Annotated in this window: 17 protein-coding genes and 1 other RNA gene; 10 read left to right on the top strand and 8 right to left on the bottom strand. The window is 67.8% G+C overall.

From position 1 onward, the window contains the following. Positions 1–3: 3 nt before the first annotated feature. Entirely contained in the window at positions 4–525 is a 522-nt protein-coding gene (locus tag J2848_RS08210) for an invasion associated locus B family protein (protein ID WP_149229481.1), read from the top strand. On the opposite strand, the gene J2848_RS08205 is transcribed toward J2848_RS08210, so the two are convergent. After that, positions 494–1,699: a glycosyltransferase family 9 protein gene (locus J2848_RS08205; RefSeq protein ID WP_149229482.1), complete on the bottom strand. Its 1,206-nt coding sequence runs from the start codon at positions 1,697–1,699 to the stop codon at positions 494–496. The two genes, J2848_RS08210 and J2848_RS08205, sit on opposite strands and share 32 nt — an antisense overlap. A gap of 8 nt (positions 1,700–1,707) precedes the next feature. Continuing rightward, positions 1,708–3,273 carry a tetratricopeptide repeat-containing sulfotransferase family protein gene (locus J2848_RS08200; RefSeq protein WP_170306938.1) on the bottom strand — a complete coding sequence of 522 codons (1,566 nt, stop codon included), beginning with the start codon at positions 3,271–3,273 and terminating at the stop codon, positions 1,708–1,710. Positions 3,274–3,497: 224 nt separating this feature from the next. Here J2848_RS08200 and upp point away from each other — a divergent pair, with 224 nt between their 5' ends. After that, positions 3,498–4,148: a uracil phosphoribosyltransferase gene (gene upp / locus J2848_RS08195; RefSeq protein ID WP_149229484.1), complete on the top strand. Its 651-nt coding sequence runs from the start codon at positions 3,498–3,500 to the stop codon at positions 4,146–4,148. Between the two features lie 87 nt (positions 4,149–4,235). Here upp and J2848_RS08190 read toward each other — a convergent pair whose 3' ends face one another. Then, positions 4,236–5,318, bottom strand: a complete 1,083-nt coding sequence (locus tag J2848_RS08190; protein WP_149229485.1) for a T6SS phospholipase effector Tle1-like catalytic domain-containing protein — start codon at positions 5,316–5,318, stop codon at positions 4,236–4,238. 480 nt (positions 5,319–5,798) lie between these two features. On the opposite strand from J2848_RS08190, the gene hemA reads away from it, so the two are divergent. From hemA to J2848_RS08165, 5 genes are all read left to right on the top strand, one after another. Continuing rightward, positions 5,799–7,013, top strand: coding sequence for a 5-aminolevulinate synthase (hemA, locus tag J2848_RS08185; protein ID WP_149229486.1), 1,215 nt, complete (start codon positions 5,799–5,801; stop codon positions 7,011–7,013). A 203-nt stretch (positions 7,014–7,216) separates the two neighbouring features. Further along, complete coding sequence (locus J2848_RS08180) at positions 7,217–7,762, top strand: hypothetical protein (RefSeq protein ID WP_149229487.1); 546 nt, start codon at positions 7,217–7,219, stop codon at positions 7,760–7,762. Between the two features lie 129 nt (positions 7,763–7,891). Next, positions 7,892–8,668 carry an Hpt domain-containing protein gene (locus tag J2848_RS08175; protein ID WP_149229488.1) on the top strand — a complete coding sequence of 259 codons (777 nt, stop codon included), beginning with the start codon at positions 7,892–7,894 and terminating at the stop codon, positions 8,666–8,668. Between the two features lie 101 nt (positions 8,669–8,769). After that, positions 8,770–9,654 carry an ABC transporter permease gene (locus J2848_RS08170; RefSeq protein WP_149229489.1) on the top strand — a complete coding sequence of 295 codons (885 nt, stop codon included), beginning with the start codon at positions 8,770–8,772 and terminating at the stop codon, positions 9,652–9,654. 25 nt (positions 9,655–9,679) lie between these two features. Further along, complete coding sequence (locus J2848_RS08165) at positions 9,680–10,507, top strand: ABC transporter permease (RefSeq protein WP_149229490.1); 828 nt, start codon at positions 9,680–9,682, stop codon at positions 10,505–10,507. A gap of 2 nt (positions 10,508–10,509) precedes the next feature. On the opposite strand, the gene J2848_RS08160 is transcribed toward J2848_RS08165, so the two are convergent. Beyond that, on the bottom strand, positions 10,510–10,755 hold the full coding sequence (locus J2848_RS08160) for a hypothetical protein (protein ID WP_014248877.1): 246 nt from the start codon (positions 10,753–10,755) through the stop codon (positions 10,510–10,512). Between the two features lie 191 nt (positions 10,756–10,946). Between J2848_RS08160 and J2848_RS08155 the strand changes: the two genes are divergently transcribed. Then, positions 10,947–11,369, top strand: a complete 423-nt coding sequence (locus J2848_RS08155; RefSeq protein ID WP_149229491.1) for an acyl-CoA thioesterase — start codon at positions 10,947–10,949, stop codon at positions 11,367–11,369. A 43-nt stretch (positions 11,370–11,412) separates the two neighbouring features. Next, complete coding sequence (locus tag J2848_RS08150; protein WP_149229492.1) at positions 11,413–12,744, top strand: class I SAM-dependent RNA methyltransferase; 1,332 nt, start codon at positions 11,413–11,415, stop codon at positions 12,742–12,744. Between the two features lie 19 nt (positions 12,745–12,763). Here the strand turns inward: J2848_RS08150 and recR are convergent, their stop codons facing one another. From recR to ffs, 4 genes are all read right to left on the bottom strand, one after another. Next, positions 12,764–13,357, bottom strand: a complete 594-nt coding sequence (recR, locus tag J2848_RS08145; RefSeq protein ID WP_149229493.1) for a recombination mediator RecR — start codon at positions 13,355–13,357, stop codon at positions 12,764–12,766. A 60-nt stretch (positions 13,358–13,417) separates the two neighbouring features. Continuing rightward, positions 13,418–13,741 (bottom strand): YbaB/EbfC family nucleoid-associated protein, encoded by a 324-nt coding sequence (locus J2848_RS08140; protein ID WP_063635355.1) that lies wholly within the window; start codon positions 13,739–13,741, stop codon positions 13,418–13,420. Between the two features lie 3 nt (positions 13,742–13,744). Continuing rightward, complete coding sequence (locus J2848_RS08135; RefSeq protein WP_149229494.1) at positions 13,745–15,634, bottom strand: DNA polymerase III subunit gamma/tau; 1,890 nt, start codon at positions 15,632–15,634, stop codon at positions 13,745–13,747. A gap of 104 nt (positions 15,635–15,738) precedes the next feature. Continuing rightward, an RNA gene (gene ffs / locus J2848_RS08130) (signal recognition particle sRNA small type) lies at positions 15,739–15,836 on the bottom strand. A gap of 150 nt (positions 15,837–15,986) precedes the next feature. On the opposite strand from ffs, the gene J2848_RS08125 reads away from it, so the two are divergent. Beyond that, positions 15,987–17,165, top strand: coding sequence for an AAA family ATPase (locus J2848_RS08125; protein WP_149229495.1), 1,179 nt, complete (start codon positions 15,987–15,989; stop codon positions 17,163–17,165). The last annotated feature ends 6 nt before the right edge of the window (positions 17,166–17,171 follow it).

Genomic DNA, 17,171 nt, shown 5'->3' with positions numbered 1-17,171 from the left:
GGCATGGCGGCGGTACGCGGGATCGCCATCAGGGGGACGCTGGCCGCGCTTTCCCTCATTGCGGGCGCGGCGTCCGCGGTGGCGGCGGAACCGGGCAAGGTCTTCGGCGACTGGCAGACCGAATGCGAGACGCCCGCCGACGGGAAGGCGCGCTGCTTCCTGTCGCAGACACGCGTGATGGAAAACAAGGAGTCGAAGCAGGCGACCCGCATCCTCAAGGTGTCGGTGGGCTATTTCACCCCGGACGGCAAGGGGGTGATGGTCGTGATCCTGCCGCTGGGCGTCGATCTGCGCGCCGGGGCGGCGCTGACCATCGACGACGGCAAGCCGCTGCCCCTCTCCTACCAGCAATGCCTTCAGGATGGTTGCCTCGCCAACGCCCCGATGGACGAGGCGGCCATGAACGCGCTGCGCCGGTCCAAGGGGGCGCAGGTTGCCGTCCGTCCCTATGGCGGTGCGCAGACCCTGGCCTTTCCGATCTCGACAAAGGGGATCACCGACGGGCTGGCCGCCCTGAAGCCCTGAGCGTGCCGCCGGTCACCGCCGCGACGGCGCCGCGGACGGCCTCGTCCCAGCACCCGGGCGCCGGCTGCCGGTGCAGGGTGACGGTGGGATACCAGGGCGTGCCGCCACGGCCCAGCAGCCAGCGCCAGTCCGGCGCGTGGGGCAGCAGGACCGCGGTCGGACGTCCCATCGCCCCGGCCAGATGGGCGATCGCCGTGTCGACGCAGACCATATGGTCGAGCTGCGCCAGCACCGCCATGGTGTCGGCGAAGCTCTCCAGCTCCGGTCCCAGATTGACCAACGGCGCCGCTCCATAGACCTGGGCCGCCTCGGCCTGCGCCGGCCCCTTCTGGAGCGACACCAGAACCGTCTTCTCCAGCGCGAAGAAGGGCGACAGCCGCGTGAGTGGCATGGAGCGGTTGCGGTCGTTCCCATGGGTCGGACGTCCGGCCCAGACCAGCCCGACGCGGCGGTAGCCGCGGGGCAGCAGCCCGTCCAGACGCCCCTTCCAGTGCTCCACGCGCTCCGGCTCGGCCAGCAGATAGGGGATCGGGGCCGGGATCGTCCCGAGCACCGTGCCCGACAGCCCCGGCAGGCTGGACAGCGTGGCCCAGGCGTCGAACGGCGGCGCCTCCTCCCAGGCGGTGAAGACCCGGTGCCCGCCGGGAAGAGAGCGGATCACCGGCAGCATCTCCGGGCTGCAGGCGACCGCCAGACCGGAGCAGAGCGCTGCCGCCATCGGCAGGTAGCGCGCGAACTGGATGCTGTCGCCGAAGCCCTGATCGGCGACCAGCAGAAGGGTGCTGCCGGGCATGGGGCGCCCGTCCCAGGGCTTTGCGGCGGGCCCGCATCGCTTTCGGATCGCGGGCGGAACCGGCGGCGGCACACCGGGAAGGCGCCAACGCCATTCATACTCCCGCCAGCCTTCCTCCAAACGCCCGGAGAGCAGCAGCCCCTCGGCCAGTTCGAAATGCGGGGCCGGCCAATCCGGACGGAGCCGGACGGCCCGCCGCTCGCAGGTCACCGACGCCTCGATCTCCAGCCGGTCGTAGAGCGCCACCCCCAGATTGTACCAGCCCGCCGCATCGCCGGGATCGAGCGTGACGGCGCAGCGGCCCCGGGTGACGGCCTCGTCCAGCCGTCCCTCTCGGCGGTGGATTTCGCACAGGTCGCTGTGGGATGGCGCGAACGGCATGGCGGCGGCTACAGGCTGTAGCCCAGCCCGTGGATGACCGGCTCCAGGATCGGGATCACCGGTTTCAGATGAGCCCTGTATGCCCGGTGACGGTCGATGGAGCGGCCGTGGAGCTTCTCCGCGACCTGCGCGTGGCTGGGCGTGCGGGCATAGCGCCGGTTCTCCTCGAAGCGCAGGCAGCGCCGGTCGAACCCCAGCCCGAGGAAGCCCAGCAACCGCCGCACCGCCGGCTCCGGCTCGCGTATCAGATCCTCGTAACGCAGCGGCAGGTAGCGCAATGGCATCTCGCGCCGGTAATGCTCCACCAGATCGAACACCCGCAGGATATGGCGGGCCGCCGTCTCCGGATCGTTGGCGCACTGGAAGCCGTGGGTCAGGTTGGTCCCCATCATCGACAGCACCACGTCCAGCGGATGGCGCAGCACATGAACGACCGGGGCGGCGGGAAACATCAGCGCAATCAGGCCGAGATGTGTCTCGTTGAAGGGCATCTTATCGGTGAACAGCGTGTGGCCGGGTTTGACCGGAACCAGTTTGCGGGCATGGCGCAGGTAGGCGTCCCGCAGCCGCTCCAGCCCGTCGCGCTGATCACCCATCCACAGCTCCGACAGCGCTTCGGGATAGGCCAGCGGGCTGCCCAGAATCTGCGGCAGCGTCTGGACCACCGCCCCGAGGGACGGCAGTTCGTCCCCTGCGGCGACCGCGGGGTGGCAGGAGAGAATCTGCTCGACCAGCGTGGTGCCGGAGCGTGGGGCGCCCACGACGAAGACCGGTTGCGTCCCGGCGGCAGGCCTGTCCGGCCGCGGCATCAGGCGCAGGCGCGGTGCGACGAAGAAGGTGGCGAGCCGCGCGATCAGGTCCACCGCCTGTTCCTCGCCGTAGCGGTGCCCGGCCTGCCGCAGCAGAGCCTTGCCGGCGGCGAAGGCGGCGAACGCCTCGTCGTGACGGCCCATCCGGTCGAGGACACGCCCCTTCTGCAACAGCGCGTCAGGGTCGGCACCCCGTTGGGCGGCGGCGTCCAGCATCGCCAGGGCCTGCTCCGGGTCGCCACGCCGGTCCAGCAGGGCCGCCGCGAAGGTATCGGCGCCGCGATGGTCGGGGTCGAGACGCCGGGCGCGGCCCACAAACCGATGCGCGGCGGGAAGATCGCGGGCTGCGTCCTCGGTCTGTGCCCAGCCGTGCCATGTGAGGGCGATGGACGGATGAAGGGCGGCGGCGCACCGATAGGTCCGTCGGGCCTCGTCCAGGCGGCCCTGCCGCGTCAGACTCCAGGCGAGATTCGCCACCGTCGCGGCATCGGGTGGCGCCAGAGCCAGCGCCCGGCGGTAATGGAACTCGGCGGCCCGGGGCCGGTGGGTGTCGGCCAGAACCAGCGCCATGATCAGGTGGGACCGCGTGCTCTCCGGCGCCAGCCTGACCGCATTGCGCGCGTAAGCCTCCGCCTCCGCCGCGCGGCCCGTCCGGAACAGCAACCCGGCAAGCTCCTGCGTCACCGGAAGGTCGTCGGGTGCCGCCCGCAACCGCCGCTCCAGCGCCGAGACGTCGGGGGAGGCGATCGGAAGGTCGTCGGGCATGGTCGGCAAGACGGGCGGGTGCCATGGCGGTTGGACGCCACGCATGGGCGCGTGGTGCGGCGTAGGATAGTGAACAGTCGGGGCAACGGCAAGGCGGGGCTCCCTGCCTTCCCGGCTTCTTGGAGCCACGGCGGATGGCCGAGAACCGGTCAGCCCCCTTGGCCCGGAGCCCCCAGGCGCGCTAGGATCGGGCTACCCTTACCGTCAGCCGCGATCCGGATTCCATGCGCACCCTGCCTGAATTTCCCAACCTGTTCGTCCTCGACCATCCGCTGATCCAGCACAAGCTGACCCATATGCGGAACAAGGAGCGGTCGACCGGCGGGTTCCGCACCCTGCTGCGCGAGATCTCGCTGCTGATGGGCTACGAGCTGACGCGCGACATCCCGCTGACCACCGAGCGGATCGAGACGCCGCTGCAGCCGATGGACGCCCCGGTGATCCTGGGCAAGAAGCTGGCGGTGGTGCCGGTGCTGCGCGCCGGGCTCGGCATGTCGGCCGGGCTGCTGGAGCTGGTGCCGTCGGCGCGCGAGGGGCATATCGGCCTCTACCGCGACCATGACACCAAGCAGCCGCACGAATATCTGGTGAAGCTGCCGCCGGCCGAAGGGCGGCTGTTCATCGTCGTCGACCCGATGCTGGCGACCGGCAACTCCGCCGCCCATGCCTGCGACGTGCTGAACCGCCATGGCGTCGACGACCACAGCATCCGTTTCATGGCGCTGGTCGCCGCCCCCGAGGGCGTGCGCCGCTTCCACGAGTCGCACCCGGACGTGAAGGTCTTCACCGCCGCGCTGGACAGCCACCTGAACGAGGACGCCTACATCGTCCCCGGCCTGGGCGATGCCGGTGACCGCATGTTCGGCACCAAGTAAGGATAGCCCGCGCAAGGATAGCCGGGCTCAACTGAAAAAACGGGGCGGGTGCCGAAAGATGGCCTCGCCCCGTTTTTCATTACGCCTTCACGACGATCCGGCGTCGAACTGCACCAGCGCCTTGCGGAAGCCGACATTGGGCGGTGCATAGCCCACATTGCCGGTGGCGCGGTGCGGCACCGAGGGGTGCAGGTTCTCCTCGCTGTAGGGCAGGACGCAGACCGGGCGGTAATAGCGCGGCTCCGCCAGCTTGCCGAGCCCGTCCAGGAACTGCGCATAGGAATCGACGATGGTGCCGAGCGCGTTCTCCGGCGTCACCGGCGGCATCCATGCCGCATCGAGTGCCAGTCCGCAGTCGGCCGCCCGTTCCATCATCCATTTCAGCGCGATGTTCGACAGCCGGTCGTCGTCATAGCCGCCGCCGACATTCGAATGGCAGCCGATGAACCAGCGCTGCTCCAACCGCTGCGCCGGCTTGTTCTTCGGGTCCCAGACGGAGGCGGCGAAGGTCTTGCGGTGCTCGTCGATCGCCAGGGCCTGGAAGGCGTTGCGGACCAGACCGCTGAGTTCGGTGTCGTGGAAGCCGTAAAGCTCCTCGTCCAGATGTTCGCAGATGCCGAGCGGTACGCCCAGCGCGCCCACCGTGTCCCAGACGCCGAGGAAATGGATCGGGATCAGCCGGGAGCCGTTGGCCTCGCGGAACTGCGTCGCCTCCTCCACGTCGGGGCCGTCGTCGCGCTTGCGGTACAACGCATAGGCGGCGTCCGTCCGGTCCAGCCCGTCGGCCGGCAGCAGCCCGGCGTTGCGGATCAGCCCGACAAGGCTGCGGGCGGTGTAGGCGCCGCGCGAAAAGCCCAGGATGAAGACCTGATCGCCATCCACATACTGTTTGGCGAGGGCGCGGTAGCCGTCCTTGATCTTCTTGTCGAGCCCCAGGCCGAAGGCGCCGCCGACGATATGGTTGAGCCAGTCGTGGACGATGCCGCCCTTCTCGTCGGTGCCGACGCCGGAATCGTAGTAGCTGAACTGTATCGTCCCGTCGCCGGCCTCGGGCAGGACCGACTTGTAGAGCTTCCAGACATTGGTCGACTGCCTGTTCTTGTGGGGGTCGTCGCCGCTCCCCGGTGTGTTCCAGGTGCCGTCGAAACACAGGACGATCCGCTTGCCCATCTTCCTCTCCCCGCCACGCGAATGCGCGCAGCGGATGATGGCGACGAATCTTTTTCTCCTTCAACCAATTTATTGAAACCAATCGCAACCCCGGAAACGCGCGGAATCTGTTGCCGCAACCCGTCGCCCGGCCGAACAGGCCGCAGGTTGGACCAAGGGCTCAGAGCAGACATGCGCACGTATTCCCGGGCATCGGCCATGGTTATCCGGGGAGTTCGGCCCATATTGTTGCCGACGAACTCAAGTCACGGCCTTGCCGATGGCCTGTCGGCGGGACGCCGGCATGCGTCATCCGCAGGACAGGGCGGTCTGCCACTTGTGCGAAGGTCTCATGCGACGGCGGCTTGATTTCGATCAATGCCGGGTGGCATGCCGGGAAGGATCATGCCATCCTCTTCGACGCGCCGGACGAATGGCCTAGCCCCTAAGTCTGAAACCGGTGCAGCCGACCGTGTGAATGAACGCGAACGGAAACGCGCGATGGATTACGAGACTTTCTTCCGCAACCAGATTGCGACCCTGAAGCAGGACGGCCGCTACCGCGTCTTCGCCAATCTGGAGCGCCATGCGGGCAATTTCCCGACGGCGACCTTCCGCGATTCCACCGGGCGCGAACGTCCGGTCACGGTCTGGTGCTCCAACGACTATCTCGGCATGGGCCAGCACCCGAACGTGCTGAAGGCGATGCATGATGCGCTGGACCAGGTCGGCGCCGGCGCCGGCGGCACCCGCAACATCTCCGGCACCAACATCTACCATGTGCTGCTGGAACGCGAACTGGCCGATCTGCACCACAAGGAAGCGGCCCTGCTCTTCACCTCGGGCTATGTGTCGAACGATGCGACGCTGACCACGCTGGGCAAGATCCTGCCCAACTGCGTGATCCTGTCGGACGCGCTGAACCACAACTCGATGATCACCGGCATCCGCAATTCCGGTGCCGAGAAGCACATCTTCCGCCACAACGATCCCAGGCATCTGGACGAGCTGCTGTCGGGCATCGCCCCCGGCCGTCCCAAGGTGGTGGCGTTCGAGAGCGTCTATTCGATGGACGGCGACATCGCCCCCATCCATGACCTGTGCGACGTCGCCGACAAGCACGGCGCCATGACCTATCTGGACGAGGTCCATGCCGTCGGCATGTATGGTGCCCGTGGCGCCGGCGTGGCCGAACGCGACGGCGCCATGGACCGGCTGACCATCGTCGAAGGCACGCTGGGCAAGGCCTTCGGCGTGCAGGGCGGTTACATCACCGGCTCCTCCGCGCTGATCGACTGCGTCCGCAGCTTCGCCGCCGGCTTCATCTTCTCCACCTCGCTGTCGCCGGTTCTGGCGGCGGGGGCGCTGGCCTCCATCCGCCACCTGAAGCACAGCCAGACCGAGCGGACGCTGCACCAGGAACGCGCCGCCACGCTGAAGCGCATGTTCGCCGACGCCGGCCTGCCGGTGATGCCGTCGGTCAGCCACATCGTGCCGCTGATGGTCGGCGACGCCCACCGCTGCAAGCGGGCCTCGGACGAGTTGCTGGACCGGCACAACATCTACGTCCAGCCGATCAACTACCCCACCGTTCCGCGCGGGACGGAGCGGCTGCGCTTCACCCCGACCCCGCTGCACACCGACGCGCAGATGGGCATGCTGGTCGATGCCTTGCTGGACGTGTGGAGCCGGTTGGACCTGCGGCTCGCCGCCTGAGGGCGGCCCCAGTCGTAAGGCCCGGGCGCAAGGGCCGAAAGAAACCCCTTCGGCGGTACGGACGTTTTGTCCTCTGGACAGACGGGACGCACATCCCTACTTTGAGGGATAGTGTTGCGATCGGTTCGCAGTTTCCTCGCTGTGGACCGGCCGTGGCCGTGCTGTCCATTCTGCAATCCAGGGCATCGCCCAGGGGGTTCGCCATGTACCGTGACAACTCGCTGATGCCGAAGGAGGCCGTGCGCCTCGTCGTCCTGGGCACGCTGATCCAGGGCGGTCCGCTGCGCTATGCCGATCTGGCCGGTGCCGTCCGCCATTTCCTCGACCGCATCATGGGGCCGTCGCTGGACCTGATGGGCACCTCGCTGGAGATGCTGCGCTATGAGGGGCTGATCGAGGCGCTGGACGGCAGCGGCATGGAGGACAATGCCCTGCTCGGCCCGACCGAGGCCGGCCGGGCGGAGTTCGACATGCTGATGCGCGCCAATGTGCGCGCGCCGTCGGCCGACGGGCTGAACAAGCTGGTCATCGCGCTGAAGTTGCGCTTCCTGCATTTGCTGGATGTCGAGTCGCAGCGCGACCAGATCGACAACCTCGTGGCGCTCTGCGAGACCGAACTGGCGCGGCTGGGCGACCTGAAGCGCGCCGATGTCGGGAGCGAGGGCCATTTCGCCTCCTGGCTGGACCAGGACATCGCCCAGGCGGAAGAGCGTCTGGCCTGGTTCCAGGGGCTGCTTGCCGGCCTGTGATTCCCCTCTAAAACCAGTGGTTTTATTGCGCCCGGCGCGTCCTTTCGAATAGGGGCGCGCCGCGTCTATTTCGGCGTCCGGTTTTGGTGTACCTTCGAGGTACCCCTTTCCTCAGCCGGAATCAGCTCCATGGCCTCGTACCTGTCGACCGACGACCTCGAAGACCGCTTGCGCATGGAGTTCGTGGACGACGCGCGCGATCGGCTGGAGCTGATGAACGCGACGCTGGCGGACCGTGTGAAGGGCCAGCGCAGCGATGCCGAGACCATCGGCGTCCTGCGGCTGGAAGCCCACAATTTCAAGGGCATGGGCACCAGCTTCGGCTATCCCACCGTCAGCCTCGTCGCCCACCGCCTGGAGGATTACCTCAGCGGCCTGAAGCGGCTGGACGAGAAGCAGCTGGTCGATGCCCAGATCTTCATCGACCGCATCGCCGAACTGGTCGACCGCGCCGAACAGCCGCTGCTGGCGGAGACCAACCGGATCATCCGCGCCCTGCCGGTGCGCTACGAGTTCCAGGTCACCGACGTCGACGTCCGCAACGTCGAGATCATGCTGGTCACCCCGTCCAAGGTCGTCGCCAAGAAGCTGGGGACGGAACTGGCCGCCTGCGGTTTCCGCACCATGACGGTGACCGATCCCATCGAGTCGATCAGCCTTGCCGTGCGCGTGCCGCCGGACATGGTCATCGCCTCGATGGTGATGGATGGCCTGTCCGGCCTGGACCTGATCCGCGGCCTGCGCGCGATGAGCGTGACCCAGCATGTGCCGATGGCGCTGCTGACCTCTCTGAACCTCGACCACCCGTCGCTGAAGGAGATCCCGCACGGCGTCTCCGTCATCCGAGTCGGCGAACATTTCGGCGACGACTTCGCCGCGGTGGTCGCCAAGCACAATCTGGGCTGAGGGACCTCTGCTGAACGTCATCGTCATATAGCCGCGCTTGCGCCGGCGGGAATCTCCATGTTAGGCGTCGAATCGGTCCCACAGGCTGGAGCAGCGCCCGAATGACGGAGGTTCTTCGCCGGTACGGCCCGGTTCTGACCGGGGTGATCCTGCTGGCCGTGGCAGTCTGGCTGGCGTTGCTGGTGGTGCTGCCGCAGCTGATGATGATCGGCTTCTCCTTCCGGCCGTCGCTGCCGCCGTCCAAGATCGGCGGGCCGGAGGATGTGTTCACGGTCAGGAATTACCTGACGCTGTGGACCAACCAGATCCATCTGGCGATCTTCCTGAAGACGATCTGGGCCAGCGCGCTTGTCACCGCGACCACGCTGGCCGTCTGCTATCCGGTCGCCTTCTATCTGGCGCAGGTGGCGCCGAAGCGGCGGCTGCCGCTGCTGATCCTGATGCTGATCGTTCCCTTCTGGATCAACGAGCTGCTGCGCACCTTCTCCTGGTACATCATCCTGGCCTTCAACGGGCCGCTGAACGCATTGCTGCTGTGGCTGGGCATCATCGACGAGCCGCAGCGCTTCCTGGGGGGCGACGGCGGGGTGATCGTCGGGATGGTCTATGTCTACATCCTGTTCATGGTCTTCCCGCTCTACAACGCCATCGAGTCGCTGGACCGCAACCAGATCGAGGCGGCACGGGATTTGGGCGCCGGCTGGCTGCGCATCCATCGCCGCATCGTGCTGCCCCATGCCAAGCCGGGCATCGCCGTCGGCTGCATCATGACCTTCATGCTGGCGGCCGGCAGCTATGCCGTGCCGGCCCTGCTGGGCGGGCCGAACAGCCGCTGGTTCACCGAGATCATCTACAACTGGTTCTTCGAAGGCGGGAACTGGAACCAGGGAGCCGCCTACGCCTTCATCCTGCTGGTGCTGTGCATCGGCTTCATCCTCGGCGCGATGCGGCTGTTCCGTGTCGGGCTGGCGGATATAGCGAAGTGAGCCATCGCAAAATGAGCCCCAAGCCATGACCGCCGCCCGCCTCCGCCGCCTGCTGACCGGTTCCTATCTGGTTCTGTTCTTCGGCTATCTGTTCCTACCGCTGGGCATCATGGCGGCGGCGACCTTCAACAGCAGCCGCTTTCCCACCGTGACGCCCTGGATGGGCTTCACGCTCGGCTGGTTCCAGGCGCTGTGGGAAGATCAGCGCATGTGGGCGGCGCTGGGCACCAGCCTGCTGGTGGGGGCGGGGGTGATCGCGCTGGCGGTGCCGCTGGGGCTGGCGGCGGCCCTGCTGCTCGACCGGTTGCACAACCGGGCCAGGACCTTCCTCTACGCGCTGATGGTGTCGCCGCTGCTGACGCCGGGGGTGATCGTCGGCATCTCCACCCTGGTGTTCTGGCGGGAGTGGTTCGGGGTCAGCGGCGGGCTGTTCCTGACCGTGGTGGCGCAGTCCAGCTTCATCGCCGCCTATGCCATGCTGCTGTTCTCGGCAAGGCTGGAGCGGTTCGATCCGGTTCTGGAGGAGGCGGCGCTCGACCTCGGCGCCACCCATGGGCAGGTGTTCCGGCGCATCACGCTGCCGTACCTGATGCCGGCGATCCTGTCGGCGGCCCTGCTGGCGTTCCTGCAGAGCTTCGAGAACTACAACACCACGCTGTTCGTGCGCGGGCTGGACACCACCCTGACCGTCTATATCGCGACCAAGGTACGCACCGGCCTGACCCCGGCGGTCAACGCGCTGTCGCTAGTGCTGATCGCGCTGACCATCCTGGGCGCCGTCGTCTACGAGATCCTGCGCCGGCGCGAGGCGCGCCGGCAGGCAGGGTCCGCAGTGGCCTTGGAAGCGACCTGACCTTAGTCCTCTTCCGCTTCGTCGGCGTCCGCCTCGATCTGGGCGGCGAGGTCGCGCAGCATGTCGATGACGTCTTCGTGGCTGGTCTCGTCCACGGCGGCGTTCACCGCGGCCTCGATCATGGCGACGGCGATGTAGGGGCCGAGCGGGCCACCTTCCTTGATCGCCTCATCCAGGTGCTTTTCGGCGATCGACAGCGCCTTTTCGAACAGCGCCTCGGCCGTCTGGTTGGTGGTGTCCTTGCTCATCGTCCGGTCCGTTGCGGAGGGTTGGTCCGACTCCAATAACACGGCCAATCGGCGATTGGCGCGGGAATTCGCGGGGCCCATTGGAAATATGGCGCAAATTGGGGCCGTAAAGCGGGAAGCCGGGCTTGCGCCGCCCCGGACCATACGCCACAGTCCGGAGACGCATTGACCTATACGGCAAGGAAGACGGCATGACCGGCACGCCCGACCTGACCAGCCCCGACCTCTACCGCTTCTGGTGGGAGGAGCGCGTGCGCTTCAACGACCTCGACGCCGTCGGGCACGTCAACAACAACGCCATCGGCGTCTTCTTCGAACAGGCCCGCATCGCCCTGCTGCACGGCGCCGGCGGCTTCCGCGACGAGGATCCCTGGACCGTCGTGCTGGCCCGCAGTCTGATCGAATACAAGGCGGAACTGCTCTATCCGAATACCGTGCGGATCGGCGCGCGGACACTGCGGGTCGGCACCAGTTCGATCACGCTGGGCTGCGCCATTTTCCTGGGCGACCGCTGCATCGCCACCCAGGAAGCGGTGGCGGTGATCGTCGACAAGGCCGCCCATCGTCCGACGCCGATCCCGGAACCGTTGCGCGCCAAGCTGCTGGAGGCGTAAAGGGGGGGCGCTGTAGACCCGCATCTCCCCACGGACACCCACCATGACCCGCCCCGCCAAGCGCCCCTTCGCCAAGGGACGCCAGCCCGCCCGCAAGACTTCCCAGCCTCCCGCCGAAACGCGGGAGGTGGAGGTTTCCATCACCGATGTCGGTGCGCGCGGCGACGGGATTGCCTTTGCCGAGGGGTTGCGCCTGTTCGTGCCCTACACAGTGGCGGGCGACCGCGTGCGTGTACGTGTCGCCGATAGCGACGGGAAAGGCGAGGGCGTACGGGCGGAGCTGCTTGAGGTGCTGGAGCCCGGACCCGGACGTCAGACGCCGCCTTGCCGGCATTTCGGCCGTTGCGGCGGCTGTACGCTTCAGCAGTTGGACGATGCGACGTACGCCGCCTGGAATGCCGGGGTGGTACGCGGGGCGCTGGAGCGGGTCGGGCTGGGCGAGGTTCCGATGGAGCCGCTGGCGCGGACGCCGGCCGGTGCCCGCCGCCGCGCCCGCTTCGCGGCGCTGAAGCGCGGCAAACGGGTCTGGTTCGGCTTCAATGAGCGGCAGAGCCACCGGCTGGTCGATCTGGAGGAGTGTCCGATCCTGACGCCCCGGCTGTTCGCGCTGGTGGAGCCTGTGCGGACCTTGCTGACCGGTCTGCTGCCGGATGGCGGCGATGCCGACGTGGTGCTGACCGATCTGGAGGGCGGAGTGGACCTGCTGCTGGTCGGGCCGCGCAGCCTGGACCGTGCAGCGCGCGAGGTGCTGGTCGGGTTCGAGCCGGAGCGCATCGCCCGCATCAATTGGCAGCCGGCCGACCGCGCGGCGCCGGAGCCGGTGGCGAACCGCCGCCCCGCCTTCATCCGTTTCGCAGGCGTTCCGATCCAGCCGCCGCCCGGCGCCTTCCTCCAGGCGAGTGCTGAGGGCGAGGCGGCCCTGGTCGCGGCGGTGCGGGAAGGAGTCGGGCAGGCCGCCCGCATCGCCGACCTGTTCGCCGGCATCGGCACCTTTTCCATTCCGCTTGCGCAACAAGCGGCGGTCCATGCGGTGGAGGGCGACGAAGCGGCAGTGGCGGCGCTCGGCCGCTCGGTGCAGGGGCTGCGGCTGACGGTGGAGCGGCGCGACCTGTTCGAGAACCCGCTGAGCGCCAAGGAACTCAATCGTTACGATGCGGTGGTGTTCGACCCGCCGCGCGCCGGTGCCGCGGCCCAGGCGGCGGCGCTTGCCGGCAGCAAAGTGCCGCGGGTGGTTGGCGTGTCCTGCAATCCTGCCAGCTTCGCCCGCGACGCGCGGGTTCTGGTCGATGGCGGCTATCGTCTGGTGAAGGTCTGGCCGGTCGACCAGTTCCTGTGGTCGGCCCATGTGGAACTGGTCGGGCTGTTCGAGCGGTAAAGGACTACAAAGGAGTGGATTATAGCGGCCGCCGTGCCTTCAGTGCGGCGGTCAGGGTGCCGTCGTCGAGATAGTCCAGTTCGCCCCCCACCGGCACGCCGTGGGCGAGGCGGGAAACCGACACGTCGGACTCGGTCAGGCGGTCGGTCACCACATGGGCGGTGGTCTGGCCGTCGACGGTGGCGTTCAGCGCCAGGATGATCTCGCGCACCGCAGGGTCCTTGGCGCGCTCGGCGAGGCCGGCAATGTTCAGATCGTCGGGGCCGACGCCCTGGAGCGCCGACAGCAACCCGCCCAGCACATGGTAGGTGCCGCGGAAGGCGCGGGTGCGTTCCAGTGCCCACAGATCGCCGGCATCCTCCACCACGCAGATGACCGAACGGTCACGGGTGGGGTCTGAGCAGATGGTACAGGGGTCGCGGCTGTCCAGATTGCCGCAGACGGAGCAGGCGCGGATCGATTCGCCGGCCGCCGCCATCGCTTCCGACAAAGGCACCAGCAGGCTGTCCCGCCGCTTCATCAGATGCAGCGCCGCCCGCCGCGCCGACCGGGGGCCGAGCCCCGGCAGCTTGGACAGCAACTGGATCAGGCGTTCGATTTCAGGTCCGATCATCGATGTGCAAATCCGCCTCTCCCCTCCGGGGAGAGGGGATTCTCACAAAAGGCTATAGGATCAGAACGGCAGCTTGATGCCCGGCGGCAGCTTCAGGCCGCCCATCATCTTCGAGGTTTCCTCGGCGACGTGCTGCTCGACCTTCTTCTTGGCGTCGTTGAAGGCGGCGACGATCAGGTCCTCCAGCACCTCGACGTCCTCGGGATCGACGACGGACTTGTCGAGCTTGACCTTCTTCATCTCGCTCTTGCCGTTGACCGTCACGACGACCATGCCGGCAGCGCTCTGGCCGGTCACTTCGACCTGCTCCAGGCTCGCCTGCATTTCCTGCATCTTGGCCTGCATCTGCTGGGCCTGCTTCATCATGTTGCCGATATTCTTCATCGGTCAGTACTCTCCTTCGTCGTCGAGGGGGTAATAGACCCCGTCGTCCTGCTGCTGAACCATGAAATCGGGTGTCTCGCCGTCATCCGCAACCGCCGCACTCTCCGCCGCGGCAACTTCGGCGAGGTCGCGGACGTCGATGATCTTTGCCCCGCTGAAGGCGTCGAGCACGGCGCGCACCACCGGGTTGGCCTGAGCCTCCGCCCAGGCGCGGTTCTTTTCGGCCTGATCCTGCTCGGCCAGCGTCGGCTGGGCCGGCCCGTCGGACAGCGCGACGATCCAGCGCTGGCCGGTCCATTCGGTCAGGAACTGCCCGACCTTGGCCGGCAGCGTCGGCGGGGCGGCGGAGCGGAGCTTCAGCTCCAGCCGGCCCGGCTCCATGCGGACCAGCTGGACCGTCTCCATCAGATAGCCGTAGAGCGCGCCCTCGCGCCGATCGGAGAACAGCTGCACCAGCGCACGGAAGTCGTGCGGCATCGGCGACAGCTCTTCGCCGGCCGGGGCGGTGGCGGGGGCGGTGGCGGTGGCCGCCTGCGCCACAGGGGCGCTCTGCGGCTGGGCCGACCCCATGGAGCGGGCGACGGCGTGGGTCGCCATGGAGGAAGGCTGCGTGGCGACCGCGACGGGACCGCCGCCACCACCGGGGCTGCGGCTCATCGGCGCCCCCCCTCCACCGTTGGCTCCGCCATTGGCCTGCTGGGCCTGGAACTGGCGGATCAGCTCGCCCGGAGTCGGCAGGTCGGCGGCGTAGGACAGGCGGACGATCACCATCTCCAGCGCCTGCTGCGGCACCGGGGCGGCCTGCACCTCGTTCAGTCCCTTCAGCAGCAATTGCCACGCACGGGTCAGGGCCGGCATGCCGAGCTTGGTCGACAGGGCGGATCCGCGGGTGCGTTCGGCTTCCGGCAGGGAGGGGTCGTTGGCGCTGTCGGGCACCACCTTCAGTCGGGTCAGGTTGTGGACGAGGTCGAGCAGGTCCTGGAGGATCACCACCGGATCGGCGCCGACGCGGTGCAGATCGGCCAGGATGTCCATCGCCTCGGCCGGACGGGCGGAGACGGCGGCCTCGAACAGGTCGATGACGCGGGTGCGGTCGGCCAGACCCAGCATGTCGCGCACCTGCTGGGCGGTGACGGTGCCGGCGGCGAGCGCGATGGCCTGATCGAGCAGCGACAGCCCGTCGCGCACCGACCCGTCGGCGGCGCGTGCGATCAGGGCGGCGGCGTCGCCCTCGATATCCGCCCCTTCCAGGGCGGTGACGCGGGTGAAATGCTCCTTCAGCACCTGGGCATCGACGCGGCGCAGGTCGAAGCGCTGGCAGCGCGACAGCACCGTCACCGGGACCTTGCGGATTTCGGTGGTGGCGAAGACGAACTTCACATGGCTCGGCGGTTCCTCCAGCGTCTTCAGGAGCGCGTTGAACGCGCTCTTCGACAGCATGTGGACCTCGTCGATGATGTAGAGCTTGTAGCGGGCGGAGACGGGCGAGTAGCGCACGCCGTCGATGATCTCGCGGATGTCGTCGACGCCGGTGTGGCTGGCGGCGTCCATCTCCATCACGTCGACGTGGCGGTCCTCGGCGATGGCGCGGCAATTGTCGCAGATGCCGCAGGGGCTGACCGTCGGCCCGCCGGTGCCGTCCGGCCCGGTGCAGTTCAGCGCGCGGGCGATGATGCGGGCGGTGGTGGTCTTGCCGACGCCGCGCACGCCGGTCAGCATGAAGGCCTGGGCGATGCGGCCGGACTGGATGGCGTTGGTCAGGGTGCGGACCAGCGCGTCCTGCCCGATCAACTCGTCGAAGGTCTTCGGCCGGTATTTGCGCGCCAGCACCCGGTAAGCCTGTCCGGTGGCGGGAGCGGAAGCGGCGGTGAGTTCGGCGGTGGTATCGGTCACGCGGCTGGCCTGTCGAAACGACGGGAGAGGAATTTCGGGCCGCAGGATAGCGTCCCGGCGCCGCGCTGTCGCCGTCTGTTTCGTGCTGGCAATTTTCGGGTAGGGTGGGAGACTGGACGAACGACCCGAGCCGTAACTCGTTGCGGCTGCTTCCTTCCGGACCTGACCGGGTTGGCGAGGGACTCGTCCGACGCCAGTCTCCCGCCGCTGTTATGGACATTCGTGCCGGCGGATGCAAGGGGAAACGGTTTGGATGCGGGGGTCGTTACGCAGTCCGCAGCGGACTATTGAAGATTATTTTTCGGACTATAAATTATGGTCCGTTCCATAATTGGTCCTAAAGAGGCCGCCCGTGCCGTCTCATCCCGCCCCCATGCCTGCACAGAAGTTTCTGTTTCACCGCCCGAAGCTGGCGGCGTCGCTGGCCGACATCGTAACGGGAGACGCGCCGATCGGGGCAGAGCCGACGCTTTGTCTGGCGGCACCGCGGCGGACCGGGAAGAGCACCTTTCTGCGCCACGATCTGGGGCCGGAGCTGGAGAACCGCGGCATCCTGTCGGTTTATGTCGATCTGTGGTCGGACATGGCAGCCGATCCGGCGCATCTGATTGCGGAGGCGTTGAAGGCCGAACTTCGCCGGGCCGACAGCCTGCCGGTGAAGGCGGCGCGGGCGGTCGGACTCAGCAAACTGGGCATGGGCGGCGTGTCGGTCGACATCGACCGGATCGGACAGGCGCAGGGGACCACGCTCGCCGACGCGCTGGAAGCTCTGCTGGAGCGGACGCACAAGCGCATCGCCCTGCTGGTCGACGAAGCGCAGCATGCGCTGACGACAGAGGCCGGGCTGAACGCCATGTTCGCGCTGAAGGCGGCGCGCGACCGGCTCAACACCCGGGACGACGCCCGTGATGGTCCAAACCTGATGATCGTGCTGACGGGGTCCCACCGCGACAAGCTGAGCCGGCTGGTGCTGAACCGTGACCAGCCCTTTTTCGGGACCAGCGTGCGCAGCTTTCCCCTGCTCGACCGCGCCTATACCGATGCCTATACGGCCTGGATCAACGCCCGGCTGGCCGAAGGCAACCGGTTCGATGCGGACGATGTCTTCGCGGCTTTCGATGCGGTGGGACGGCAGCCGGAAACCCTGATGCGGATCCTGTCGGACGCGGCGCTGCTGGTCGGCGATGCTGGGGACCTGAAACGGGCGCTGGCGGATGGTGCGTCCGAGCTTCGTCAGCGGGTGTGGGACGATTACGACAATGTTTGGTCGGGGTTGACGACGCTGCAACAGGCGGTGGTCGAACGGCTGGCGGTGGAGGGGCCGCAATCCGCCCCCTTCTCCGCTCCGGCACTGCAAGCCTATGCCGATATGGTCGGCGAAGTGGTGGAGCCGCCGGCCGTGCAGGCGGCCATCGAGGCGTTGCGGCAGAAGAACATCCTGTGGCGGTCGGCGCGCGGGCAGTATGCGCTTGACGATCAGGGGATGGCGGAGTGGCTGAAGGTGAGGGCGGAACGGGTTGGAAAAGGGTGAGAAAGC

Source organism: Azospirillum lipoferum, assembly GCF_024170005.1.
Classification (GTDB): Bacteria; Pseudomonadota; Alphaproteobacteria; order Azospirillales; family Azospirillaceae; genus Azospirillum; species Azospirillum lipoferum.
This window is presented reverse-complemented; position numbering and strand designations above follow the sequence as displayed.